This window comes from Microvirga sp. jy35, from assembly GCF_056148915.1.
Genome location: NZ_JBWBEW010000031.1, coordinates 1 through 26,206, shown reverse-complemented (window position 1 = coordinate 26,206; position 26,206 = coordinate 1). Strand labels below are relative to the sequence as shown.

Sequence of the window (26,206 nt, the reverse complement as noted above, 5' to 3'; positions counted from 1 at the left end):
CAAATTTTCGGAGTAGCAGATCGCCGTCCTGCTCAAGCAGGTCGATGACGGCGTGAGCGTCAAGGAGGTGTGCCGCAAGGCAGGGATCTCGCAGCAGACCTACTACCGTTGGCGCAAGAAGTACGGCGGTCTGATGCCCTCGGAGGTCGGGTGCCTCAAGCAGTTCGAGGAGGAGAACCGGCGCCTGAAGCAGATGGTGGCGGACCTGTCGCTCGACAAAGCCATGCTGCCGGACGTGCTGTCAAAGAAGCTCTGAAGCCTGCGCGGGTGCGGCGACTGGAGGATGGTCTGCAGGACGCGTTCCAGGTCTCGATCCGACGGGTATGCCACGTGCTGCAGTTCCAGAAATCCTCCTACTTCCACCGCTCCCGCCGGCTTTCGCAGGCTGCCCTGTCGAAGCGCATCCGGGAGATCGCCGAAACCCGTGTGTGCACTACGGCTATCGGCGCATTCACATGCTGTTGCAGCGGGAGGAATGGGCTAGCCTTGGTATCGATGCTGTCGTGAGCGAGCCGTAACGGAAATACAAGAATCGGCCGCGTCCGCCGTGTAGTCCCTCTGACAGAGCCGGGTGACCGTTGGGCTTTAACTGCTTGAAATCCGCCTTAAGACTACGTCGTAGGTGACGAACGTGCCGGAGATGCCCGAGTGGGTCTTCACACCCGCATTCTCACGAAGCAATCCTTCCGAGTATGGGAGCTTGGCGCACAGATGTGCTGCAAGGACGTGCGCCGGGCCTTACCACGAAGGCTGCGACCCCGAGCAGGCATTCGCGGATATGCCTCGTGCACTTCAGGCGGCGGTGAAAGCGCGCTCCAAGACGCTCGAGAGCCTCCACTCGAAGGATGCCCGGGCGGGGCACATCACGCTTCGAAACAGGATCGAGCAGCTCGCTGCGCGGCAACGGCTGACGGGAGGCCCGAGGACGAAAGTCCGGTTTGCCGCCGCCAGTATTGCGGAGGCGATGCTCGCGTCCGTCGGACTGAGGCACGTCCTGAGTAACAAAGGCTCGGCTCTTCAAAGCGTCGGGAGCAACCCACAGCATAAAAGCGGATCGGAAGCGCACACCGCGCAGATCTTTACACTTGGGGATCGAGTAAAGGAGGAAGAGATGAGAAATAACATAGAGCCGAACGCCCTCCAGCAAGATCTCTTGATCGGGGGCGTAGCGGCCAAGACTTGCGCGGACTATGCCGAGCTTCTCCTAGGCGAATTGGAGAATTACGTCTTCCCGCAAGAATTGTCAAAATCCTACGGAGCCGAAATTTTGCCAGAGATCGCGGCATCAGTGAAAGCGTTCCGCGACGCATCTGGTCAATACAACATAAGGCGCCTGCGCCGGATTCTTATCAACGACAACCCTCCAATCGGCGAACGTGCCGCTACCGTCCGCGCCGACCAGGAAATATGGGCGCAGGTCCGGAAACACAACCCGGACGTCGACTGCATTGTCTCCCGCATCAATGAGATGCCTCCCGGCCGAGGTCGTGTATCTGCTCTTCTGGCCCTACGGAAAGTCATGAACCGAGCGCCCGAAACGGTCGAAGCGGCATTGCAAACGTGGGCTCGAGACGCAGACACCGTCGACATCGAGTTGGCGGAATGGGCACGCGTATCCCTCCAGGAACTAGCCATACTGCGTGGCGTAAACTCAGGCCATGTACTGGCACAGTCTGCCTCAATTCGTCCGGTGCGCCACTATGAAGGCCGCACGTTCGACGTCACGATGCCGCTCCTTTTCGAATGCCGAGCCATAACGCGAATTGGCGCGGTCGAGGTTGAAACCCAGATCTCACCCCTGTGGTTCACCGAAATCTTCGGCGACGCGATGGCATTGGTTAAAGCCGAAACCTTCGAAAATCTGCTCGTTCTCGAAAAGCAGGTCGCCGGCCTCCATCCTGACGGAACAATGCACTTCGAGCATTTCCCCTTCTCCGGCGAGACGACAGAGATTAGCGCATCAGTGCATCGGCACAACTATTGGGCTTCTGTAAAGCGTCCTTTCTACGCATCCGGCAAAGTCGAGGACGTATCGCACAACCAGCCTGTGTACACAGGCTGTCCTATGACTTTCTTCAGGCTCGCCCACACATTCACGAACGCTCGATACACGGTGAGGGGTACGGCAATGCCGGAATCAGTGCGCGGGATATTCTTCGGATTTGGACATACTGAGCCGCTGATGCTTGTGAAGAAGGCTGGCAACCTCGGTGTAGGCGACTTTCAGATCTCGCCTCGAATAAACCCGCATACCGGAGTCGAAGCCAATACAATTTTCTTCGGAACTTTTTTTGGAAAGTTATCAAGCGGCGAAAACAGCGGAGAAATTTGCTTGAATAATCGGTCTGTTCATTGTGACGCAAGCGGACGACTTGACTACAACGGAGATGGCGGCATGGCGCCGGATCCGATCAGACCTAAAGACTGGTAGTGCCGATGCCGCCTTCAATGGTGCGGCAGCGGCCGGAGCTCTAAATGACGTGCACTGGCGAGCCGCTAGAATGAAGCTCCGAGATGGCGTTTCTGACAATTACGGAACAAGACACTCACGGCGCTGACCATCTTTACCAACCCGAAAGTGGAGGCGAACATGCCCGCTCTGGATCAGGCTGAACTTGTCGATACAATCCTTGAAGTGGACCGGGTGCCGGCTCAGCCTGCAGCTTTCACGTCGACGGGTCTGCCCACACCCTCGCCGTTCGCTGGACCCAGCGTAGATTTTCCCAGCGAATTTTATGTCAAAAGCTATAGTTACTCGGTAAACGGGCAAATTTTGTCAACACAGTATTCTAGAGCGATAAGAAAATCTGACCGCCTGTTGCCACTTCCTGCTGTCTTTAATGACGATGTAGAGGTGGTAGTGAGGGAGTACAAGGTGACCAAGTTATTCGATGTGCCTCGCTCCGCGAGAGGCATAGCAAGCGGGACGCTGACCGCCAGCGACGGAAAAGAAAAAGAATTCGTCGCGGTCTCTTACTGCGACCATTCGGAATTCTGGATGTCACTCCAAAGTAGCCTAACCACTGAGAACGGTGAAACTTTCTCATTCTTGTTCGAAGCTGAAGGCTCTTCCGAACCTGGTGAATACAATGAGTTTGGCTTCAGAGCGAGCGTGGTAGATGGCTGTCTCATCCGAATCTCTGGACGGGACGGAAAGGCTCCGCTTGTTAGCGAGTACGACTTTCAGTCGATCAGCGAAATCAGGATTCGATACGAGGCGCCCACTCTCACCGCTGAGATCGAGGGTTTTGTCAAGTACCGTGGGGTCAGGCACCGCCTGACCGGAGTCTTCCTGATTGGAGCAGACATCTTCGGCGTCGACCTTTCAATGACCAAAGAAACGAAAATGGATTCGCGGAAGGGGCGGAAGGCAGAAGGGTCCCCAGTATTCTTCGCTGCGAGCGCCCCGCGCGAGCGGGCAAGTATCCGCTTGGTCGGGGGCATCCAAATGCCTAAACACGGCGTAGTTACAATCCTGGACCGGGAGACGGGCCAGATGATCAAGGAGATTCCAATCAAGAGCAGGCTGACGGGAGCTTCATGGGACGGAGAGCACTTGTGGCAGGCGCACTGGCCGGAGGGGAAACTATCGAAAATCGACATACATGATGAGGGTCGGATAGTCGACGTTATCACGATACCAGGAGCTACTAACATCAACGGAATCGACGTAAAGGGCGACATTGCTGTCTTTGGCGTCTGCTCGGCAGACGTCATGATGGCGGCGGGCGGGACGAATCTTAGTTTTTTTGATCTCAGCAAAGGTGATTTCATTTCCTCCGTCGATAGGCCGCATGTTCTCAGTAGCGGGTTCTGTCGCCATGCAGGTGGCATTCTGGGATCAATATCAGGCATCGATCAAACACCGGTCTCATCTGATGCTGCACTGTTGAAGCTGAATATCGAGAACGGGGAGATAGTAGAGACGATTTTCCTGCCTAGAAATTTTTTCGTCGACGATGTTTGTTCGGAGAGAAATGGAGATATCTTGGTCGCCGTCTCAAAGGGGCTCTCTGGCGCGGTGGTCTCGTCCGCAATTTTCCGGATAAGTCTTGAGGCGGCCTAAACGGACTGGAGCGGCGAACATGGCACGCATCAAACCTGACGATCACGTTAAGGCTCGTGAGCTGGAAATGAGGATATACGAACTTCAGGAAGAACTTGTCCAGCTTCGGCGGTCGAGCGCAGCCTGCGTCTTGCCAGATTATGAACTCCAAACGACATCTGGAACAAGGCGTCTCAGTAGCTATTTCGATGGAACGCGAACCATCATTTTAATTCATAACATGGGCGCAAGCTGTCAGCATTGCGCCGCGTACGCCGACGGCATAAACGGATTAAGCGCTTATTTTAGATCCGTCGGAATAATACTACTAGTTTCTCCAGACCCGCCTAATATCATAGAAGCACTTGCGGAATCGCGCGGATGGAGCTTCCAATGCGCATCGATCCAAGGTTCGTCATTGTCAGAGGATTTGGGGTATCGTTCTTCGGACGGCGAGTACTGGCCCGGGCTCTCCGTGCTCAAGTTGAGAGAGGACGGTGAGATTGAACTCACGGCCAGTGATGACTTTGAGCCCGGAGACAGGTACTCTCCAGTGTGGCATATTTACGCTCTTGTACGCGGAAGATACACAGATGAATTTGAGTAGCATCCGTTTGACCTTGGATCTCCGGACGCAGTTGGGCGAAGCTCGGGACCGCCGGGCGTGTCTTCGGCCGGGCGGAGGCCGAAGCGAATGCCGGACGAGGCGCAATTATGCCGGCTCCGCAAGTAGCTTTGGGAGGGCAATGACCCGCGGCATACCCGCAAGCGTGAGCGACTCCGCCAAAAGGGATGGAGGAGGGATCTCCATACCAATTCGTCCCGAAGCACGTACAAGCTACTGCTCAGCGTCGCTCGTGAGCGGGCCTGGGTCGGAGAGCTGACCTCGAAGCAGGTGACAAGCACGCATGCAATTGCCGCCCGTGAGGGGCTGTCGGAGCGCTCAATCCGGATGACGCTGTCGCTGGCTTTCCTAGCGCCTGCTCTTGTGCAAGCGGCTGTCGAGGGCCGACTGATGCGCGGAACAGGGGTGACGAGCTTCGCCGAGTTGCCGCCCGACTGGGCTGAGCAGCACAGGATGCTCGGAATCTAAAGGGGCAGAATGGCTCTGGCTCTGCGATGAGCATTCAAATGAAACTGACTTCACGGAAAATTCCTGTGACGCCAACGGCGCAAATAGTATGGCATCATCGCCACAGCATTCGCCGATAGCGGATATGGGATCTGGTTATGCCAAGAGGAACAGAGGAGGGGATTTCGCGGCCGATCCGTCCTGAAGCCCGGATCAAGCTTCTTTTCAACATTGCCGGTGGGTGGGCCTGGGTCAAAGAGCGATGTTGGGGCAAGACCAAACCCTCACTCTATTAACGTTCCAGCCTGATCACTCACTAGAAATCTATCAGGTCAGCCTGTGCTTCGCCGCCCCTTTTTGTACTGGCGCTCGTAGAAGAGCGTTCCGGCTTCGAAATCTCTAACGTCTCCAGATTGAATATCTATACGTCTTTTCTTATCATTGAAATGAAGCTGCGGACCTGCCGCCCTTATCATGATTGTTTCAATCTCACGTTCATGGATCTTGTCTTCGACTATGTAAAAAGAGAAATAGGCCAACTCCAACATTTGCGCTTTTTTGCGCGCAAGTAGGCGGCTGAACACATTCCCTCGGCCAATATACCGAGCATAGCCCATTGAGTCATGAGCGATATAAACACCATTCTCACCGATACTGCCATTCTGCGCACGCACGTGTTTGCGGACCTCAGAGATGAGCCCATAGGGTACTTTCTCTGCTACTGCTTTGAACAAACTCTTTTCCTTTGAGGGGCGTCCCTTTTGAGTTCGAGCAAGGCGGCCAAAATGGATGCTCCATGTCGGATCACTTGCAACCTTCTCAACGACGCGCTTGGTCGAGGTCGCTTTTCTCTTTCTTATCTTAGTTGCCATACGTCATTCACCTCTTGGGCGTCATTGCCAGCTTTTCGCGGGGGACGCTGATAGTCAAGGTTTTACATAGGTCTGATAAGAGTACAGAAGGTGCATCTTGCGATTGTCCCAGCTTTGGGCTGTCTGGCCTGTCCAGAGTGGGTAATCCGAGTCTTGAGGTAGGTCGGGCCTTAGCCTGGAACGCTGCACTAGCTGCGGGGCACTATTCGACGGGTGTTGATCTACCATAAACCCATTGCCGAGAGGTCATGGCGCTCGATGCCGCCGCCATAGACACGGCGCTATGATCTCAGGTGATCTTCTCGTTCAATAGTCAATTCCAACAGCAAGGGGAGATCATTTGCGCCCCACCGCTTGCTCTAACCCAACAAACCGGTGCCTTTGCACGCAGTTGCGAGCCCCAACCAGGAGAAGGAACGTCAGACGCAGGTCGGGGTAGCTTGTCGGTTCGGAAGTGCAGTATATGTTCTTATGCGCAGCTCGTACCACCAAAGCACGATTTCCGAGTTCAAGTCGGCGGACGCCTCTTTCCTTTTAGGAGAGCTTACACGAGCTCACGGTTTTGCGCTCGAGCAGCAGCAGCGGCACGCTTGGCTTGAGCAAATTAGAATTCTCAAGTCCGTAGTGCCTGACCTCTGTGGCCATATCCTCTTCGAGTTAATTATCCCTCGCATGGGGAGGAGAGCCGATGTTGTTCTCGTCATAGAAACCGCGGTGATAGTTCTCGAATTTAAGGTCGGCGCTAATACATTCGACCGTGGTGCCATCGAGCAGGTCCATGATTACGCACTCGATCTCAAAAACTTCCATAGCGGAAGCCATGATGCGCCAATTATTCCAGTTGTTGTGTCGACTGGCGCGCCCAAAAGAGGGCTGCAGCCGATCACCTGGCATAACGATATGGTAGCTGAGCCAATTCTGGCTAGCCAATTCGATCTTGGAGCGGCGCTCCATTGTTTCTCTCAGATTCAGACGAGCAGCACTGTTGATTTCACAACTTGGATCGCCTCCGGCTACAAACCGACACCAACGATTATCGAGGCGGCTCAAGCTCTATTTCAGCGACACGAAGTGAAAGAAATTACTCGCTCTGATGCCGGTGCTAGAAATCTTGGCGCCACGACGCAGGCACTCGAACAAATTATAGAGACAGCTAAGGCCAAGAAGGAAAAGGCGATTTGCTTCGTAACCGGTGTGCCAGGAGCGGGCAAGACTTTGGCCGGCTTGAACATCGCAACTCAGCGGGCGCACAGTCATGGGGACGAACATGCAGTCTTCCTGTCTGGGAACGGACCTCTCGTTGATGTTCTGCGAGAAGCATTGGCCAGGGATGAAAGCACCCGAACCGGCATTAGAAAGAAGGACGCCGCTCGAAAGGTCGGAAGCTTTATTCAAAACATCCATCACTTTCGCGACGAGGCGCTACGGGACCTCAGGGCTCCGGCCGAACGCGTGGTAATATTCGATGAAGCACAGCGCGCATGGACACGGGAGCAGGCGTCGAAATTTATGAAGGCTAAGCGCGGTATAGCCGATTTCGGTATGTCAGAGCCCGCCTTCCTCATTAGCGTCATGAACAGGCACAAGGACTGGTGTGTCGTGATTTGCCTTGTTGGCGGCGGCCAGGAGATCAACACTGGCGAAGCGGGACTCACAGAGTGGCTAGAGGCGCTGCGTGCTGAATACCCTGACTGGAAGGTCCACGCTTCAGATAAGATAACCGGGGAGGATTACGTTGGAACAGACGAAGTAGTGGCTTTCTCTGGCTTGAACATGGAGGTTCGGCCGGAACTTCACTTGTCAATTTCAATGCGCTCATTCCGCGCTGAGGCATTATCAAACTTTGTAAGCCACCTGGTGAATAACCGATCCGAGGAAGCCCGCGAGGCATATGCTGAAATTCGTGACCGTTATCCGATCAAGCTCACCCGTGACTTAGCGGAGGCGAGAACGTGGTTGCGGCGAAACGCCAGAGGGAGTGAGCGCTACGGCGTGCTTGCATCATCTGGAGCCTTACGACTTAGACCTGAGGGTATTCACGTCAGGGCGAAGGTTGATCCGCCCGCTTGGTTTTTGAATGATCGATTTGACATTCGCTCATCGTACTATTGCGAGGAGGTAGCGACTGAGTTCGATGTACAAGGGCTTGAGCTGGATTGGGCCTGCGTATGTTGGGACGGTGACTTCCGCTACCATGTAGGAGGATGGAGCAGCTTCGAGTTCGTGGGCTCGCGCTGGCAGAACGTTAGAAATCAACACGCCCGAAACTTTCTCAAGAATGCTTACCGCGTTATTTTAACCCGTGCCCGCCAAGGAATGGTTATCTTTGTTCCAGCAGGAGACCATTCCGACGCAACACGTCCACCAGCCTACTACGATGAGACTTTTCAGTTCTTGGTTGAGTGCGGTCTTGAGTAACAGGTGCGAAGTGGGTGTGATCATGCAGTCCTATTGACTGATGCAAGAGGCGTAGCGCCGCTTACCGTGTTCGTCGATTGACTACTATCGGGTGAAGTGCTCCCGCACAGTCTTGCAGCGTTTGATGCTGGAGCGCTGAGACTCAGTACAGCCTTCATAGAAGTCGCGGTCAATGTACAGGATGTTCGAGATGGCGTCGTACTGTGCGATAACCGGCCAACGTAATACCCCCGGGGTCGACAAAACGAAAGATCTGCGAGAAGCGCTGGCGGGAAACACCCTCTAAGTCATAGCTAACACTGTAATTCACTGGCTTTCTCCCTCGCTAGCCGACCGTTCATTGCCACTTCGCCTACAGGTAGGATCGACAATCACTCACATTGAGGAGTTACGATCGAAGCTGAACTCAGGATCACCCTACGCAGGTGAGCACTCCAATGAAGAGCAGTTCATCACGTACGCCTTAACTACCTGCAACTAAAATAGACAAGCTAAGCTTAACCTACACGCTGCGGATTTTCGGCATTCGAAAAAGTAGTAGGAGATGATGATGGAGATATCCGCGTGCACCTATTCGTTTGGACAGAAGTGCAAAGCACGTAATACAGCCAGAATTTCAGGTTATGCCGTTATGCACTCAGACCTAAGCACGATGACGGCCTACGTTCTTCGGAAAGGTTCAGTCCGGAAGCGTCGCCATCCATTCATACTGGCATACCGAGATCCCTCCCGAGGGAATCGGAAGAGTTGCCTGAACCTTTCTAGTTCAAAAAGTGGCTCGAACTCAAAGACAATGGCGTCACGGGTGCTTATACCCTCATCTAACGCTTTTACAGGCCAGCGATAATTGTAGCAGGCATATCGTCCAACAAAGCGCACTTCACTCCTGCCCGGAATGGGTTCGTCAAAGAGAAGAATATCGTAGCCGAGCTTCCGGTGGTCGCGGATAGTACAATTTTCGCGGCTATTAAAGTTCATATTTCCCCTGGGGCCCATGGCGTAGTAGAGGAAAGTATCGCCGTCGCGGCGATCCTCGTATCCGTTTGCTAGGCCTTGCTCGCTAGTGAAAGCAATCACTCGCCTCAACCCATCCTGAACCCAAATACCACGCCCTTTGTTGGTCCCGAAACTGGCATCCACCTCGCGTCGAGGAAGGATTGTCCCCACCTGGTATGACATCAGTACCCTCGTGAAACTCACCCTCTACAATCTGTTGAATAAGGCTCCCTTAGTACAGATGGGCCTGCAGTCGAATTGGAGTTACTGCCATTGAACCACAATGCTGAACCTGCAACCGTTACTCTCTTGAAAATTACTTCAGAGGACGATCCAAATATGACGTTGAGATCTGTAGTGAGAAAATCTGTCAACGAAATCTAGCCATTACGAAAATGTAATCTTTAGTCTTATTCAACAAGAAGTTTTATTGTTATATGCGCTAATGAGATGGTTTTCGGTCAATGAAAGTCATTAGTTTGACACTGAAATAACTTGGCAGCCAGGGTAGCGCGCCTCGATTAATCGACGAGCCGCCGCAGGCGTAGTGCAGGAGACAATCTCCCTCATTGAGCGACCATCGAATATGAAGCTGACTTTGTAAGCCAACATTGCTTCTCCCCGAACGTTCTCGCGCCAAGATACCTAAATCGGCATGCTCAACTTTTTACGCCCACTCTAGATCACGCATGTAGCGATTGTTGTAGCTCCAGTCGCTAGTCCTTCAATGCCTCGGGAGAATTACTACGCCTGTAGCTCAGTATCCTGCCCTAGGAGTTATCGTGCCTCGGTAAGATCTACGGCACATTTGGCTTCGTTACCATAGGTCGCAGACACCATCCCCTATCGAGGTGTTAGTCAGCCTCGGTAAGCTTGGAGCGGAGGCGACGGCACGAGGGCGGGGGAATGTCGACAGCTCAGATGAAGATACGCCGCACACCGGCGGGGGCGCCTCGTCGGACATTGTCTCCCGACGAGTTCTTCGCAGCCTGTGCTGAACTTGGAGACCGGCCTAATCCTGAGCAGAAGGCAGCAATCGAGGCTGGAGCGCAGGAAGATCTCCACCTCGTGGCGGGCCCCGGCACCGGCAAAACGAGCAGCGTCGTGCTGCGCATTCTGAAGGTCGTCCTCGTTGACGGTCTAAAGCCCAGTAGCGTGGTCGCAACAACCTTCACTGTCAAAGCTGCCGCCGAACTCAGGTCTCGGCTTCTGATCCGAGGGTTCGCTCTCGTCGAGCATCTTGGGAGAGATCCGGCCCTCCCATCGTCGGTCCGCGAACGCATTGGACGCCTTGATATCAATCAGATCACCACGAACACCGTTGACGGACTCTGCCAGTCGGTGCTCCGAGACTTCCGCGAACCGGGTGCCAATCCTCCTGTTATCGTCGATGAGTTCGTAGCCTCGACCCTCATGCTGCACGCTGGATTACTCGAAAAGCAGCGGTACCGCGACAGTGATCTTGATAGCTACCTCCTAACTTTGGCTGGTGGAAACAGGTTTGGCTGGAACATTGGCCGCAAATTGAGTGTGCTCCGGACCATGTGGGACCGAAGGTTTCACGACCAAGTCAATTGGGATAGGTTCACGAGCGATCCCAGCGTGCCCAACGCCTTTGCTGAGGCACTCGAGGCTTACGAAACCAAATTGCGCGATCGCCAGATGGTCGACTTCGCACTCCTCGAGCAAACCGTATTAGATCAATTGCGCGCCGGAGAGCTTGCCACCTTTACTCAAGGTGTCCAGGCGATCTTTGTCGACGAGTACCAGGACACCAACCTGCTCCAGGAGAGCCTCTATTTTGCACTCGCACAAGCCAGTGGGGCAAGCCTCACAATCGTTGGTGACGACGACCAGAGCCTGTACCGCTTCCGCGGTGCAACCGTCGATCTCTTTCGTGATTTCCCACAGCGCGCCGCTCGTGCGCTTGGGCGCCGGCGGCCTCGCACAACCTTCCTTCGGCGTAACTATCGTTCCACACCAACGATCGTCGGCTTTGTTAACGCCTACGCCCGGCTCGACCCAGCATACCAACCGGCGCGGGTAAGCGGTAAACCGGTGTTGGTCGCGGGCCGCAACACTGATGGTGCCGCACCGATATTGGGCATGTTCCGTCCCAATGCCGCGGCCCTTGCAACCGACCTCGCCGCCGCTGTAGAGGCTATCTTCCAAGGTCGCGGGCTTCGTTTACCGAGCGGTGATCAGGTCCGAGCCGCCCGTGGCGGAGACCTGGGAGATGCCGCTCTCCTGTGCTCATCACCTCAAGAGAATGCTGCTGACGGCCGGCGACGCCTACCTGGCCTGCTGCGGGACGAACTGCTCGGCCTCTCTAATCCCATCCGGATGTTCAACCCGCGGGGTGAAGAGATCAGCGCAATTCCAGTGGTGAAAGAATTCGGAGGGCTTCTCCTCGAGATCATCGACCCGCATGGCTCGATCGAGGGGGCTGCGAGCGGCCTCAGCGGCGCGACAGCAGTTTTCGCCGAATGGCGGGCATCTGCTGCGCGGCGGCTCGCGCACAGCAGATCCGAACTCCGACGCTTCGATGCATCTCTGGCGGCTCGTACACCGCGGCGGGGAGGGCGGTGGCCTCGTTCTGTCCCAATGCTGAAGCTGGTCTATAGCCTCCTCCACTACTTCCCGGATTTATTCGACGACCCAGAAGGCCAAATCTATCTTGAGGTCTTCACGCGCCAGCTCGCTGCCTGCGCCACCATCGGCACCTACGAGGGCAATCTGCTCGCGCCGCCGGCCACTGCCGCTCAGATGCTCGCGGCCGGCAAGGAGCTCCTCCGCCTGTTCCTTGCCCCGATTGCCACCTGCACAACAGGCGTCAACGAGGAGATGATTGAGGCTTTCCCGCGCAGCCGACTTGCGGCGCTCTCGATCCATCAAGCGAAAGGGCTCGAGTTTCCGCTGACGATCGTTGATGTTGGATCGGATTTCCGTACGAACCACCCGGCACACGCTTTCAAGCGCTTTCCGAGTGACGGCAGCTTGCCACACGGGCTCGAGGACCATATGCGCCCGTACTCTCCTCTTGGAGCGCCGACCCGCCCGGCTCTCGACCGCGCGTTCGACGACTTGTACCGCCACTTCTTCGTGGCCTTCAGTCGGCCGGAGCATGTGCTCCTCCTTGTCGGTCTTGATGGTGCCGCTCCAGGCGGAGGAATCGCGAATGTCGCCACTGGCGCTCAGCGCAACGACACTAATCCTTGGGTACGCCGCAGGCCGTACGTGGAGATCTGATCATGCCGATCATTCGTCTTGGCGTGCGGCCGCAGCCGTTCATGCTTCCCTCTTACAGCCTTACAGCCGATCTCCTGTCGTTCCTCCGGTGTGGGCATGAGACAGAGCCCGCGGTTCATCTAACCGTCACGGCCACGGACAAGGGTGGCTTGTTCAAGGCGCAAACTTTCACCATCAGTGTGGCAGACGTCAATGAAGCCCCTCAGGCCATCATGTTGTCGTCTATGTCCGTGGATGAGGGGGTGATAGGCGGCATTGTTGGTCAAATCCAGGTCGACGATCCAGACGACAAGGATACTCACACCTACCAATTATCGGATGCGCGCTTTGAGGTGACAGGAGGGCTGCTCAGGCTGAAGGACGGGATTTCGCTCGATCATGAGACAGAAGCTACACTTCCGCTCACTGTGACAGTTGCAGACAAAAATGGATTGACCAAGTCTCAGACCTTTGAGGTCAACGTGCAAGATGTCCAGCACGAGCTGGTCGGCAAAGCGGATCAGGCGGACACGTTCGATGTTACTGCCCTTAGCAGCGGGGCTGACTACGTGATCACTGGTTTTCAGGGTCTTCAGGCGCTTCGATTTGACGACGTTGCGACACCGCCGGGCTGGCGCTCGGAGGCACGGATTCCGGACGGATACGGAGGCTTCAGCTGGAGGTCCGCCGGTGTGTATGACACCAAAGATGCATTAGGGCTGTATACGGCTACGTCAGGGACGAAGCTGGGCTTTATCGCGGAGGCCAGCGGTAATGAGGTCACCGGGTATGAGGACACACCGGCAGGGACGCCCGCAACCCTCACCCGAAGCGATAACTTTGATCTGGTATCTATCGATCTGTCACCCGCCTTCAGGACGCCTATAACAGTTCACCTGAGGGGGTATGACGCGATCGGAGCTCTTGTCGGCGAAAGTACGTATGAGATCACGGGCAGCACAGTACAGGCTGATCTGGAAGGCCACCTCGATTTTGGCTTGTTCCATAATCTCAGGCGGGTCGAACTGACAGCTGGTGATGGGAGCAGTGGAGTGCAGGACTACTTCGGGTTCGATGACTTGGTCTTTGCTCCAAGTTCTACGCGGGATCAGATAAAGATCGCAATATCCGGTGTTCACAACTACTCAGACCTGATCGCAGGCGGTTATCTGACAGAAGAGGGTGGAGATACCATGATCCGGTTCGGTGCGTCCTCCGTTAGATTCGCTGATAAGGTCGGCCTGCACGCGGGCGACTTCCTCTTCGTCGCATAGGAAGGGCCTCGATGAAGAGGATTGTCATCTGCTCCCAGCTTGCCTCGTCCGTGATGACAATGGCGTCATCCAGCCAGTCATCTCTTCCGTGCCGAAGGGCTTCTCCGAGAAGGTCCCGGCCCCCCTCAAGAGCCTCGGCCCGAGCGGCATTGAGGTTGGGATGCTCAATGCCTTCCGGGCCTTCCATGAGCCAGTCACCATGGCAGTTGTGGAAGTCGTATCGGGGCATGCCCTCCAACTACTCCCCCATTGGCTTGTTCCTTCGACAGCAGGTCTGGAGCGAACGGGGAATGTCTCGTCCTGGCACGAGGCGGACCTTAGCCTTACTTCCGCAGTCACAGGATAAGCTGAACTTCATTCGTTAGGAACTGAGTAGACATCATGAGTGCCAATGCCCCATTTCGGAGTTTGGCAAGCTGCACCCGCCCTCAGACACCAGGTCTCCCAGTCGAGGCTCCGCCATTGACGTGGATCGCTTGCCCGATTATGACGCTCGCCTCTCCTGACAAGCCGGTTGCGGATCGCTTGCACAGATGGAACTGCTCCAGCTGATGCAGGACAGAATGAACCGTCCAGCGGTAGCCCGTGGAATGATCGACTAGGATGCCTCGCTCGACCATCATCTCCTCCACACTCCGCGGACTGAGGTCATAGACCAGCTACTTCCACACCCAGAGCCGGATTATGGACTAGTCATAATGATTGCCCTTGAATACGCCAACCATCCGCTCGGGAAGCCAGGAGAGAAACTGCTGACACGCGGGAAACAATAGCTCCAAAACCTTTGCATCTGCTCCAAGTCTGCGAAACACCTCGATCGTTTATCCCTTTATCTAGCCGCCGAGGGCGGAGCGCCTGCATAGGAACGGGCCAGGATTGCACAGACGATCAGCTGGATTTGATGGAAGAGCATCAGGGGAAGGATGATCGCGCCGATCATGGATGCAGGAAAGAGAATGCTTGCAATAGGAACTCCGCTGCCGAGGCTCTTCTTCGATCCGCAGAACACGATGGCGATTTCGTCCGGCCGCGAGAACCCGAACAGGCGGCTTGCTGCCGTCACGATGAACAGAACGGCCGCAAGGAGCACGCAGCTGAGAACGGCAAGGACGATGAGGTCGCGCAGCCCGAGCTCGTGCCACAGCCCATTCGCGGCAGCTTCTCCGAAGGCATAGTAGACGACAAGCAGGATTGCGCCGCGATCCACTAACCCCGTGAACGTGCGGCTCCTCTCGACCCATTCTCTGACCCATGGACGGGCCATGTGCCCCACCAGGAACGGGACGAGGATCTGCATCACGACCCCACCGATGGCGCTGAGAGGAATGCTACCCTGCGTGTTCATGAAGAGACTCATGAAGATCGGGGTCAGAAAGACGCCCAGCACATTCGAGGCAGATGCGCTGCACACGGCCGCAGCAACGTTCCCGTTCGCAATCGAAGTGAACGTGATGGAGGACTGGATCGTCGAGGGCAGAAGACACAGGTAGAGAACCCCCAGGCCTATGCTGGGCGCGAGGATGGACCCGAGACTGAAGCTGAATAGCAATCCGAGCAGCGGAAACATGATGAAGGTTGCCACAAACACCATCAGGTGAAGACGCCAGTGAATGGCGCCATCGATGATGGCTTTCCGCGAGAGGCGGGCGCCCTGCAGAAAGAACAGAAGCGCAATCGAACCTGCGATGATGACCTTGAGGACCGGAATGCCTCCGCCGGTCGTGGGCAGAAGCGTCGCGATTATGGCAACCGTCACGAGGGCGACTGTGAAGCGGTCGGGCCGCAGGTATGAGAGGAAGCCCATCGTCCAGGCGCTCCGGATGATTGGTGTTATTCTTATTGCCCGAAGAAGCGCGCATCCTGCCGGCGGCGCAAAGCGAGAAGGGGTGAACCCTCCGGCAGTTCTAGATGGATCATGCGGATCTCCTCGCCTTTGCGAACGGCCTTCGCCAACCGGCAGTCGGCGGCAAGATAGAACGGGGCAGGGGCATCGGCCACGAGCGCTTTGGCGGGTCTGAACTCGGCGGTGACGCCGGAGATCGTGTGGTGATGGCCGCCCATGGACAGGACAGTACCGGCCGGAAGGTCCTCGATTGCGACAGCAATCAGGTCATAGCGGGGGCGGTAGTCGGATCCGTAGCCGGACACCTTGTGGATCGCCGCATCGAGGATGCTCGTGGCAGCTTCGAGGCCAAGAAGGTGGCGGGGCAGGAAGACCATGGCGTTCGCACCCGTCCGGCTAACGATGTGTCCCTTCTGGGCGAGCATGTCCCAGCTTTTGGGGTCGTCACAGCGGACAACGACGAAGACGCCTCCCGCGAAGCTGATCTCGTCGGGCTTGCGCAGGCAGTGGAACACGTCAATACGCCGGTCGCCGCCGAGGATGCCGCCATCCTCGTGGCGGGAGAAGATCGTCGGCAATTCGTTGATGCGCGCAAGCGGTGCGTGAAGGTCCATACGATCCGGCTGTAGGCCAGTTGCGTTCGCGACCACCATGAGCTCGCATAGGTCGGGCACGGCCCGCTGCGGGAAATTCGCGACGGCTGCGGCGCGTGATGCCACTAAGTCATCTGTGCCGCGGTCTCCCAGATTCCAGTGACGGGCGAGGTCGACGTCGTCCGCGCTGCGCTCGTTGCTGGTCAGGTGGCTCGTGCGGGCATCGAAAACAAAATCGTACTCGCTGGATTTTCCAGCGGCGACGATGTGAAAGCCCATTACCTCGGCCCAAGAGGCAAGGCCGATGAGCAGGCTTGGTTGGTCTCCATCCACGGTCGTGACGATCCGGCCCCGCTCCTCAGCCATCACCTTGAGTTCCGGGCCGACCACGCTGTCAAGTTCCTTGGTGACGAGCGCCAGATGCTTCCCAGACTCGATGGCGATGAGGGCATGCTGTGCAGCAGCGACGGGCTGTCCGGTCGCCTCGACGACAACATCGATGGGAAGTTCGACCGCAATTGCGAGGTCGCTTGCGGCGATGAAGCTGCCGCGGTCCCAGGCAGCTTTTGCATCGGCGGCCGAGTTGCAGATCTGGATTCTGTCCGGATCGATGCCGGCGGCTTTCAGTCCCACTGCGGCACTCTCGGCTGAAACATCGACGGCGACGCGTGCGCTCAGGAGCGGAACGCGCTGGGCCTGAGCCAGGTAGCTCTGTCCGAAACTTCCCGTGCCAACGATGCAGGTCTCAACGGGACGGTCGGCCTTGGCATAGTAGGTGCGATAATCCATGGCATACTCCTCTTGTCCGACGAGCGCGTTGGCGTCGGTATTTGCGACGATTGAAGCGAAACGCTAGTCTGTATTAGCGGAGCATGCTCCAAGCCTTCAGGAAGAAGTCCGGAGCGCCGAAGTTGCCCGACTTGAGTGCGAGGGCGAGGTCGGTTCCGGAGAGCGTTCTCGTCCAGGGAACACCCGGATCAATTTCTGGTCCGATGGTAAGCGCTCCGACATCGAGCGCATTCACAACCGCGCCGGATGTCTCACCTCCTGCAACGATGAGGCGTGTGAAGCCTCGTTCCGGGAGCGCGCAGGCAATCTGCGCAAGTGTGCTCTCGACGATCTCACCTGCATTCATGCGGCCGAGCTTGCGTTGAACCTCCTGCACCTCGTCGGGCGTCGCTGTCGAGTAGATCAGGACGGGGCCGCTCGTCTGCTGTGCGGACAGCCAGTCCAGGACCATCTGTGCATTGAGGTCGCCGGATGCGAGAGCCATGGGGTCGAGACGGAAGGTGGGGACATTCCTATCGATGGCAATCTCGACTTGGCGCTTGGTTGCAGCAGAGCAGGAGCCCGCGAGAATGATCTCACGTCCTGCGGGAGCGTCGAATACCCTTTCGGATGAGGAGGAGGATTCACTGCCGCCGCGATAGGCCGCGGGCAGGCCCATGGCAACACCGGAGCCCCCAGTGATGAGCGGAAGTTCCGCCGCAGCCTGGCCGATGGATCGCAGATGGGTGTCGGTCAACGCGTCGACGATTACGACACGATGCCCTGCCGCTTGCTCCCGCTCGAAGGCAACCTTGATGGCATCCGGCCCCGCCTCAACATCCTCGAAGGATACGAGGCCGACCGACAGCTTCGTCTGCCGCTGCAGCACCCGCACGAGATTGGGATCTCGCATCGGTGTGAGCGGATGGTCTCTCATGCTGCTCTCGTGCAGCGGTACGCCGTTTACGAACAGGTGCCCCTTGTAGACTGTGCGGCCATTGGCCGGGAAAGCAGGGCAGGCAAGGGTGAAGCTGCTTCCCGCAAATTCCAGAAGCGCTGCGGTCACCGGCCCAATATTGCCTTCGTCCGTGGAGTCGAAGGTGGAGCAGTACTTAAAGAAGAAGTGCTCTGCGCCAGCCTTTTTCAGAGCATCCGCCGCCGCTAGGGATTGCGCGATTGCGTCCTTGGCGGGAATGGTTCGCGATTTGAGGGCGACAACCACTACGTCTGTGCTGGATAGGTCAATATCGGCGTTCGGGACGCCAATCGTCTGCACGGTCCGCATCCCCTCGCGGGCAAGCATGAGAGCAAGATCGGTGGCTCCGGTCAGATCGTCCGCGATGCACCCGAGTTTCATACCCTGCCTCCGCTTGTCTTTGGTGAAATGTCGCTGCCAGACCAGCGTCCGAGCCAGCCGAGGCCATCCTCAGTGCGTCCGCGTGGTTTGTATTCCGCCCCGATCCAGCCGTCGTATCCGACTTGTTCGATCGTGTGGCAAAGCGAAGCGTAGTCAATCTCGCCCTCATCCGGTTCTGCACGGCTAGGCACTGCGGCGATCTGGACATGCCCGATCAACTCGCGGTGTGCTTCGAAGCGCCGGGTCAGATCGCCCTGCATAATCTGCGTGTGATAGCAATCGAACATGATCTTCACATTGGCTCGGCCCACCTGTCCGATGATCGAGGCGGCCTACTCAATGCGCGACAGGAAGTAGCTCGGCTTGTCGCGTTGATTGATCGGCTCCAGCAGGAGTGTGATGCCGACCTGCGCAGCCTTGTCGGCTGCCGTCCTCAGGTTTGCCACGAAGGTGCGTTCGGCTACCTCGAGTTCATCTGCTGTAACGACGCCCGCCATGCAGTGAACAGCGCTGGCGCCAATCTCCGATCCGTATGACAGGGCTTGGTCCACCGCCTGGTGGAATTCGCTCTCGCGGCCCGGCACAGCGCCCAATCCGAAATCTCCCGCAGCGGCGTTGCCGACTGCTGTGTTCAGCCCCAGCATCGTGATTTTACTGCGTTCAAGGGCCGCGCGCATCTCGGCGGCGGGAACCTGATAAGGCCAATGCATCTCGACGGCCTCGAAGCCGGCGGCGGCGGCAGCTGACACCCGTTCCAACTCGGGGCGGTCGGCGAAAAGAAAACCAAGATTGGCCGAGAAGCGGGGCATGGGTTTATCCGCACTTTTGAGAATGGACATGGGCCTCGCCGCAGGAGCCGTGACTGTGCTCGGAACCTTCCTCGCCAATCGCCTGATCCAACCCGAAATGGTCGACGAGATCGCGCACCTGTGCACGGGTCAGAAGGCGCGGGTTGAGGCCGTGGAGGAGAAGGCGGAGTTTGGCCGTTTCCTCGAGTTCCTCGGTGGCATAGACGGCAGCCTCGAGATCCCTCCCGGCAACGACCGGACCGTGATTGGCCAAGAGGACGGAGGTGTACTTCCCGGCAAGTCCGCGGATCGCATCCGCTACGGCAGGATCCCCGGGGCGGTAATAGGGAACGAGGGCCGTTCGCCCAACACGCATGACGTAATAGGCTGTCATCGCCGGAAGGACGTCCGCCGGATTGATGTCGGGCAGCATGGAGACCGCGACGGAGTGGGTCGAGTGCAGATGCACGATGGCTCCCGCATCCCGGCGAGTAGTGTAGAGAGCCGTGTGAAGCGGCAACTCCTTCGTGGGAGCATCTCCCGAAATGAGGCGTCCCTCCGCGTCGAGGCGGCTCAGCCGGGCGGGATCGAGAGACCCGAGGGAGGTGTTGGTCGGCGTCGTCAGCCAGCCGCCGTCGCTGAGGCGAACGGAGATGTTGCCTGAGGAACCGGCCGTTAGGCCGCGCTCGAACAAGGAGCGGCTGAAGCGGCAGATTGTCTCGCGAAGTTGGCTTTCATTGCTCACGTCGGCGACCTCGCAGAGTAGAGTGGTTACGATCAGCCCGCGCCGCTTCAGGTTGAACGGGCGTGGTCCTCGTGTCAGATGGCGTTCCTTACGCGATCCCAGGTCTTGTCCATGTGAGCCGTCAGGACTTTCGACAGGCGGTCGGCGTCCCTGGCCTCGAGAGCCACGATCATGTCCTCGTGCTCGGCAACAGCGCCTGCCCACTTGTCCGCCCCTTCGTTACCAATGTAGCGGATGCGGCGAAGACGCGCCTGTAGAATGCCATGCACGTAAGCCAGCGCCTCGTTCTTTGTGAGGCGGAGGATGGCCGAGTGGATGCTCTGGTTCAGCTTAAAGTAGGGCAGGCGATCGCGCTTCTCATACATGTCCATCATGCGATCATGCAGTTGCCGGACCTCCTTGATCTCGGCATCCGTGGCATTCTCGCAGGCGAGGCGGCCTGCAAGTCCTTCAAGACTTCCGAGCACCACGAGGCTGTCGTGAACGTCCTTTTGGCTGAATTGCCGCACCACGGCGCCGCGCCCCGGTGACAACTCCACCAATCCTTCGCTGGCAAGATACTTGAGAGCCTCGCGCAGGGGGGTGCGGGACACGCCAAGCTTGGCCCCAAGGTTTCCCTCATGGATCCGGCTGCTAGGCGTGAGCTCTCCCTCGATGATCATATCGCGGATGCGCGCCACGATCGCATCGTGAAGGCTTAGGCGAGCAATAGGCCCACGCTTGTCGGAAGCGCCGATCAGCGAGCCTGAAGTGTCTGGAATTGTTGGTTGGTCCATTGTCGAGCCGTCCATCTCTGCATTCAGACAGAACATAGGTCCTAAGGCAGCGCTCTGCATCACCTAACTTATAACTGTATACTGGATGCACAACAACAAAATTCTGTATGCAGCATGCTTGCATGAAGAATGTTGGACTGCTACTGTCCTTGTGTCACTCCAAGATGAGGCTGCCGTGAATTCTTCTTTTTCGCCGACCATCTCAGCGAGACCCACCATTGCCTTTGCTATGGGCGATCCGGCCGGCATTAGCCCGGAACTCGCTGCCAAACTTATTGCTTCAGATGAATTCCGGACCGGCGCGCATCTGGTGATCTTCGGGGATCGCCGTATTCTGGAACAGGGCGCTCAGATTGCCGGCGTCGATGTGGACGTGGACGTCGTCTCCTCGGAGGAGGCGATTCCGGCAGGAGCCGCTCGGCCGATCTTCGTCGACCTGAAGAATCTGAGTCCTGAGCGGGTCACTCCTGCGACGGCGACGCTAGAGGGCGGTCAGTTCGCGACCGAGAATTTCCGTCGCGCATTGCAGATGGCTGATGCGGGCCAAGCCGACGGCGTGTTCTTCACACCCTTTAACAAGAAGGCGATGCGCCTCGCCTATGAAGGGTATGATGATGAGATCCGCTTCGTGCGCGACGTTCTCAAGTCCTCTGCCGCCGCGAGCGAGTTCAATGTTCTTGGGAAGCTTTGGAACGCTCGCGTTACCTCCCATATCCCCCTATCGCAGGTTGCGTCTGCGATATCCGAGGGGGCAATCCTGAAGTCGCTGCGGTTGGCGGATCAGTGTATGCGCGCTGCCGGGTTCAATCCGCCGCGCATCGCGGTGGCGGGGCTCAATCCCCATGCGGGCGATGGCGGTAATTTCGGACGCGAAGAGATCGAAATTCTTGAGCCAACCGTTCAGAAGGCCATTGCGGAAGGCCTTACCGTAGAGGGGCCATTTCCATCAGACACGGTCTTCCTGCGCGCCAAGAGCGGCGACTTCGATGCGGTTCTCACCATGTACCACGACCAGGGCCAGATCGCCATGAAGCTCATGGGCTTCGACCGTGGTGTCACGCTGATCGGAGGCTTCCCGTTCCCGATCTGCACGCCTGCCCACGGCACGGCCTATGAGATTGCGGGCCGCGGTATCGCCAATCTGGGCGCCAGCCGTGAGGCGCTCCTTCTTGCGGTCCGCATGGGCGCGGAGGTTGCGGCCCGACGTCATGCTGCGAACGAAGCCGAGCGCGAGCTCAGGGGCGTTGCATAGCCGGACTATCAAGATCCCGGGCCGACGCCATCGGCTTAGTACTTTTCATCAAGGGAGGAAAACTATGCTCAAGAAGACCCCATGGATAATCGCGACGGCCCTTACGGCCGCATTCGGTGGCATTGCTCACGCCGATTGGAAGCCGGCCAAGCCTGTCGAGTTCATCGTGACATCCAGCGCCGGTGGCGGTACGGACAATTTTGCGCGTATCGTTCAATCGATTATTTCAAAGCACAAGCTGATGGAACAGCCGGTCATCGTCACCAACAAGGGCGGCGGCAGCGGCGCGGAGGGCTACGTCTATACAAAGGTGGCCGCTGGAGATCCCCACAAGCTTACGTTCGGCACGAACAACGCCTATCTTCTGCCATATGTCGCGAAGCTCGCCTTCAAGCCGAGCGAGCTGACCCCGGTTGCCGCCATGGCGCTGGATGAGTTCCTGCTTTGGGTCAATGCGAACGCTCCCTACCAGGACGCAAAGAGCTACGTTGAGGCCGCCAAGGCGAAGCCCCAGACCCTGAAGATGGGCGGCAGTCAGTCAAAGGATACTGACCAGACGATCACGAGCCTCATCGAGGACGCGACCGGAGCCAAGTTCATCTACGTTCCATTCCAGGGCGGCGGCGCGGCGGGCGTTCAATTGGCTGGCGGCCACATCGACTCGAACACGAATAACCCGAACGAGAACGTAGGGCAGTGGAAAGCAGGCGCAGTGAAGCCGCTGTGTGTCTTCAGCCCGACGCGCCTTCCAGAGGGCCCGAAGGTCACGGCCACCATGGGCTGGTCCGACATCCCGACCTGCAAGGAAGCCGGCATCCCGATCGACCAGTTCCAGATGCCGCGCACCGTCTGGTTGCCGGCCGATGTTCCTCAGGATGCGGTGGCGTTCTACACCGATGTTCTCAAGAAGGTCAGTGAGACGCCCGAGTGGAAAGAGTACATCGAGCGCACGTCCCAGACGGACCGCTTCCTTGCAGGTGATGAGTTCAAGCGCTTCATCGCCGAGGACGACGCCAAGAACAAGAAGGTCTTCGAGCGCGAAGGCTGGATTGTCCAGTAACTCAGATGCCTGACCGTCGGCGCAGCTTCGGCTGCGCCGGCTCGCAGGATGCTGCACAGATAGGGAACGATCCATGATTTCGCGATTCCAGGCGGAGATCGGAACAGCAACCCTGACGGCAGGCTTTGGATTGGCCGCTGTCATCGGAGCGCTCGAATTCGGCATTGGCTGGGGCGATGCCGGTCCCGAGTCCGGAACCTTTCCGTTCTACATGGGCCTTCTGATCGTCGGCGCTAGTCTTGGTACCATGATCCAGGCCGCCAGGTCCCGCTACGACCTGCAGTCCGTCTTTGTGGACAGAGAGCAGGCGGGACGAGTGGTCTCGTTTCTCGTTCCCATCATTTTCTTTGTCGGCATCGCAGTCGTGCTCGGCCTTTACGTGGCCACGGCGCTCTACCTGGCCTTCGTCATGTGGAGGCAAGGCGGATATCGGCTGATTGTTTCCGCCGCCTCCGGCGTGGCCGCCACAATGTTCTTCTATTTCGTGCTCGAATACGCGTTTCAGGTTCCTCTCCTGAAAGGGCCGCTCGAAAGCGCGCTGGGCCTCTACTGAAAACTCCAACTTTCCTGACGGAGACAGGCGATGGAAAATTTAGCCTCGCTCATGCATGGCTTCGGCGTTGCGCTCACGACTTACCACGTCGTGTTGATGATAGTCGGCGTGCTGCTTGGGATCCTGGTCGGCGTCCTGCCGGGCCTGGGCGCGCCCAACGGTGTTTCGCTCCTGCTGCCTTTGACGTTCACGATGGATCCGGTTGCGGCCATCATCCTTCTCACAAGCATGTATTGGGGCGCGCTCTTCGGCGGCTCGACCACATCCATTCTCTTCAACATCCCTGGCGAGCCCTCGTCCGTCGCAACGACCTTCGACGGCTACCCCATGGCCAAGCAGGGGCAGGCGACGCAGGCTCTGACGCTGGCTTTCCTGTCCGCCGGGTTCGGTGCTCTGGTAGGTGTCATCCTCATCACCATCCTCTCGAGTTGGGTCGCCAAGTTCGCTCTCCGGTTCAGCTCGCCTGAATACTTTGCGGTTTATTTCCTCGCTTTTGCGAGCTTCGTGGGACTCGGCGGAGCCTCTCCGTTCAAGACGATTGTTTCCCTGGGCCTCGGCTTCGCCTTCGCGGCGGTCGGCATGGACACCATCTCGGGCGGGTTGCGCCTGACCTACGGCTTCAACGAACTCCTGGCTGGCATCAGCTTCCTGATCGCGGTCATCGGCTTGTTCGGTATCGGCGAACTCATGCTGACGATGGAGGAGGGGCTTCGCTTCGATGGAATCAGGGCCCGTATCAGTCCGCGCGACGTCATCAAGACGATGGCGACGATGCCCCGGTACTGGGTCGCCCTGCTGCGCAGCAGTGCAATCGGATGCTGGATGGGGATCACTCCTGGTGGACCGACCGCGGCCTCGTTCATGAGCTATGGTCTCGCCAAGAGACTGTCCCGTCGGAAGGAGGCGTTCGGAAATGGCGAACCGGAAGGCGTCGTTGCGCCGGAAACAGCGGATCACGCGGCCGGAAGCAGCGCCATTCTCCCGATGCTGGCGCTCGGTGTTCCCGGCTCCGCGACCGCAGCCGTGATGATGGGTGGCCTCATGATCTGGGGTCTCAATCCGGGCCCCATGCTCTTCATCGAACGTCCGGACTTCGTGTGGGGCCTGATCGCCAGCATGTATCTGGGCAACATCGTCGCCGTAGTTGTGGTGTTGGCCACCATCCCGCTCTTCGCATCCATCCTGCGCATCCCGTTCGCAATCATCGGTCCCGTGATCGTGACCGTCTGCTTCATCGGCGCCTATACTGTCGCAGGCCGTCCTTTCGACCTCTGGCTGGCCTTGGCCTTCGGACTCGCAGGCTACCTGTTCAAGAAGCTCAATTATCCCATTGCTCCGCTGGTCCTGGCGATGGTGCTCGGCGACAAGGCAGAGGATGCCTTCCGCCAGTCCATGATCATGTCGAGAGGGTCTCTGTCGATCTTCTGGGCGAACGGTCTGGTTGGAACCCTGATCACGGTCGGACTGCTCCTGGCGTTCTGGCCCGCCATCAGCGCTGTCATGGCGCGGCTGGCCCGGCCGAAGTCCTCATCCGCGCTGGCATAGTAGCACATCGACCCGGTCAAGGAGTTCTCGGCCATGACATCTGGCTCAGGCGCGGTCGCCTTCCTCGGTATTGGCCTCATGGGCGCGCGCCAGGCAAGGCGGCTGCTGGATGCAGGCCATTCGCTCGTGGCCTGGAACCGGTCGCGCGAGAAGGCTGAGGCTCTGGCAAGCCATGGAGCCCGGGTCGCCGATACGGCTGCCGAAGCTGTCCGGGATGCCGACGTGGTCTTTCTCATGTTGGAGAACGGAGCGATCGTAACAGATGTGCTGTTCTCGCAGGGCGTTGCCAAAGCCCTGCGGCCGGGCAGCATCGTCGTCGATATGAGCTCGATCAAACCCGCCGAGGCCCAGGATCATGCACGCCGCTTGGCAGAGCGCGGCGTGTCCCACATCGATGCCCCCGTCTCAGGGGGAACCGTTGGGGCGGAGCAGGGCACCCTGGCCATCATGGCTGGAGGCGAGTCCGAGGCGTTTTCCCGCGTGAAAGACATCCTTGAGGCGATGGGGAGGCCTGTCCATGTCGGCCCGCACGGAGCTGGCCAGCTGGCGAAGCTTGCCAACCAGATCATCGTCGGCGTCACCATCGGCGCGGTCGCCGAGGCGCTGATGCTGGCCGAGCGTGGGGGCGCGGATCCGGCCAAGGTGCGAGAGGCTCTCAGGGGAGGGTTTGCTGAGAGCCGGATCCTTGAACTCCACGGCCAACGCATGATCGAGCGCGACTTCGTCACCAAGGGGCGGTCGGTCACGCACTTGAAGGATCTCGATAATGCACTCGACGCAGCGGAGCAGTTGTCGCTTGATACGGTGCCCTACACCGCGGTGACCGCCGATCTTTTTCGCGGTCTCCTCGCCAATGCGGGCGATCTCGATCACAGCGGATTGCTTGTCGAACTCGAACGCAGGAACGGGCCTGCCGCCTGACAGCACCCCTGGAGCAAACGACCATGAGCGAAGACAAGAAGCGCCAGCTGCGCAGCCAGGCCTGGTTCGGGCGCCAGGACAAGATGGGGTTCTATTACCG

At 58.0% G+C, this 26,206-nt stretch carries 20 protein-coding genes and 1 pseudogene; 13 read left to right on the top strand and 8 right to left on the bottom strand.

All coding sequences use genetic code 11. The features are described from left to right. Positions 1–19: 19 nt before the first annotated feature. The 5 genes from AC0QTX_RS19545 (at position 20) to AC0QTX_RS19525 (ending at position 5,138) form a co-directional block, all read left to right on the top strand. A complete protein-coding gene (locus tag AC0QTX_RS19545; protein WP_474605518.1) occupies positions 20–256 on the top strand; it encodes a transposase in 237 nt (78 codons plus the stop codon). 522 nt (positions 257–778) lie between these two features. Then, positions 779–2,431, top strand: coding sequence for a hypothetical protein (locus AC0QTX_RS19540; protein WP_474605489.1), 1,653 nt, complete (start codon positions 779–781; stop codon positions 2,429–2,431). A 159-nt stretch (positions 2,432–2,590) separates the two neighbouring features. Next, positions 2,591–4,066, top strand: coding sequence for a hypothetical protein (locus tag AC0QTX_RS19535; RefSeq protein WP_474605488.1), 1,476 nt, complete (start codon positions 2,591–2,593; stop codon positions 4,064–4,066). Between the two features lie 19 nt (positions 4,067–4,085). Then, positions 4,086–4,652 (top strand): DUF899 family protein, encoded by a 567-nt coding sequence (locus tag AC0QTX_RS19530; protein ID WP_474605487.1) that lies wholly within the window; start codon positions 4,086–4,088, stop codon positions 4,650–4,652. A gap of 288 nt (positions 4,653–4,940) precedes the next feature. Continuing rightward, positions 4,941–5,138: a hypothetical protein gene (locus AC0QTX_RS19525; protein ID WP_474605486.1), complete on the top strand. Its 198-nt coding sequence runs from the start codon at positions 4,941–4,943 to the stop codon at positions 5,136–5,138. A 311-nt stretch (positions 5,139–5,449) separates the two neighbouring features. Here the strand turns inward: AC0QTX_RS19525 and AC0QTX_RS19520 are convergent, their stop codons facing one another. Next, complete coding sequence (locus AC0QTX_RS19520; RefSeq protein ID WP_474605485.1) at positions 5,450–5,989, bottom strand: hypothetical protein; 540 nt, start codon at positions 5,987–5,989, stop codon at positions 5,450–5,452. A 471-nt stretch (positions 5,990–6,460) separates the two neighbouring features. Between AC0QTX_RS19520 and AC0QTX_RS19515 the strand changes: the two genes are divergently transcribed. The 3 genes from AC0QTX_RS19515 to AC0QTX_RS19505 all read left to right on the top strand — a co-directional run bounded on the left by AC0QTX_RS19515 (position 6,461) and on the right by AC0QTX_RS19505 (position 13,905). Next, positions 6,461–8,407 (top strand): DUF2075 domain-containing protein, encoded by a 1,947-nt coding sequence (locus AC0QTX_RS19515; RefSeq protein ID WP_474605484.1) that lies wholly within the window; start codon positions 6,461–6,463, stop codon positions 8,405–8,407. Positions 8,408–10,309: 1,902 nt separating this feature from the next. Beyond that, positions 10,310–12,652 (top strand): UvrD-helicase domain-containing protein, encoded by a 2,343-nt coding sequence (locus AC0QTX_RS19510; RefSeq protein ID WP_474605483.1) that lies wholly within the window; start codon positions 10,310–10,312, stop codon positions 12,650–12,652. Between the two features lie 2 nt (positions 12,653–12,654). Next, positions 12,655–13,905: a cadherin repeat domain-containing protein gene (locus tag AC0QTX_RS19505; protein ID WP_474605482.1), complete on the top strand. Its 1,251-nt coding sequence runs from the start codon at positions 12,655–12,657 to the stop codon at positions 13,903–13,905. Here AC0QTX_RS19505 and AC0QTX_RS19500 read toward each other — a convergent pair. From AC0QTX_RS19500 to AC0QTX_RS19470, 7 genes and pseudogenes are all read right to left on the bottom strand, one after another. Next, complete coding sequence (locus AC0QTX_RS19500) at positions 13,850–14,134, bottom strand: DUF6894 family protein (RefSeq protein WP_474605481.1); 285 nt, start codon at positions 14,132–14,134, stop codon at positions 13,850–13,852. The genes AC0QTX_RS19505 and AC0QTX_RS19500 overlap by 56 nt on opposite strands. Positions 14,135–14,734: 600 nt before the next feature. Then, positions 14,735–15,709, bottom strand: a complete 975-nt coding sequence (locus AC0QTX_RS19495) for a bile acid:sodium symporter family protein (protein WP_474605480.1) — start codon at positions 15,707–15,709, stop codon at positions 14,735–14,737. A 32-nt stretch (positions 15,710–15,741) separates the two neighbouring features. After that, the gene (locus AC0QTX_RS19490) at positions 15,742–17,130 is read right to left on the bottom strand and encodes an NAD(P)H-dependent oxidoreductase (RefSeq protein WP_474605479.1); all 1,389 of its coding nucleotides are present in this window, start codon (positions 17,128–17,130) and stop codon (positions 15,742–15,744) included. A 73-nt stretch (positions 17,131–17,203) separates the two neighbouring features. Continuing rightward, complete coding sequence (gene otnK / locus AC0QTX_RS19485) at positions 17,204–18,466, bottom strand: 3-oxo-tetronate kinase (protein ID WP_474605478.1); 1,263 nt, start codon at positions 18,464–18,466, stop codon at positions 17,204–17,206. After that, positions 18,463–19,275, bottom strand: a pseudogene (locus tag AC0QTX_RS19480) (hydroxypyruvate isomerase family protein). The gene otnK and the pseudogene AC0QTX_RS19480 overlap by 4 nt, the downstream one beginning before the upstream one ends. A gap of 4 nt (positions 19,276–19,279) precedes the next feature. Continuing rightward, positions 19,280–19,999: a 3-oxo-tetronate 4-phosphate decarboxylase gene (gene otnC, locus AC0QTX_RS19475; protein ID WP_474605477.1), complete on the bottom strand. Its 720-nt coding sequence runs from the start codon at positions 19,997–19,999 to the stop codon at positions 19,280–19,282. A gap of 74 nt (positions 20,000–20,073) precedes the next feature. Further along, positions 20,074–20,775 (bottom strand): GntR family transcriptional regulator, encoded by a 702-nt coding sequence (locus AC0QTX_RS19470; protein ID WP_474605476.1) that lies wholly within the window; start codon positions 20,773–20,775, stop codon positions 20,074–20,076. Positions 20,776–21,004: 229 nt separating this feature from the next. Between AC0QTX_RS19470 and AC0QTX_RS19465 the strand changes: the two genes are divergently transcribed. From AC0QTX_RS19465 to AC0QTX_RS19445, 5 genes are all read left to right on the top strand, one after another. Next, entirely contained in the window at positions 21,005–22,027 is a 1,023-nt protein-coding gene (locus AC0QTX_RS19465) for a 4-hydroxythreonine-4-phosphate dehydrogenase PdxA (RefSeq protein ID WP_474605517.1), read from the top strand. Positions 22,028–22,091: 64 nt separating this feature from the next. Beyond that, positions 22,092–23,087 carry a Bug family tripartite tricarboxylate transporter substrate binding protein gene (locus tag AC0QTX_RS19460; protein WP_474605475.1) on the top strand — a complete coding sequence of 332 codons (996 nt, stop codon included), beginning with the start codon at positions 22,092–22,094 and terminating at the stop codon, positions 23,085–23,087. Positions 23,088–23,160: 73 nt separating this feature from the next. Beyond that, entirely contained in the window at positions 23,161–23,640 is a 480-nt protein-coding gene (locus AC0QTX_RS19455; protein ID WP_474605474.1) for a tripartite tricarboxylate transporter TctB family protein, read from the top strand. A 30-nt stretch (positions 23,641–23,670) separates the two neighbouring features. Next, positions 23,671–25,185 (top strand): tripartite tricarboxylate transporter permease, encoded by a 1,515-nt coding sequence (locus AC0QTX_RS19450; protein WP_474605473.1) that lies wholly within the window; start codon positions 23,671–23,673, stop codon positions 25,183–25,185. 33 nt (positions 25,186–25,218) lie between these two features. After that, the gene (locus AC0QTX_RS19445) at positions 25,219–26,106 is read left to right on the top strand and encodes an NAD(P)-dependent oxidoreductase (protein ID WP_474605472.1); all 888 of its coding nucleotides are present in this window, start codon (positions 25,219–25,221) and stop codon (positions 26,104–26,106) included. Positions 26,107–26,206: the final 100 nt, after the last annotated feature.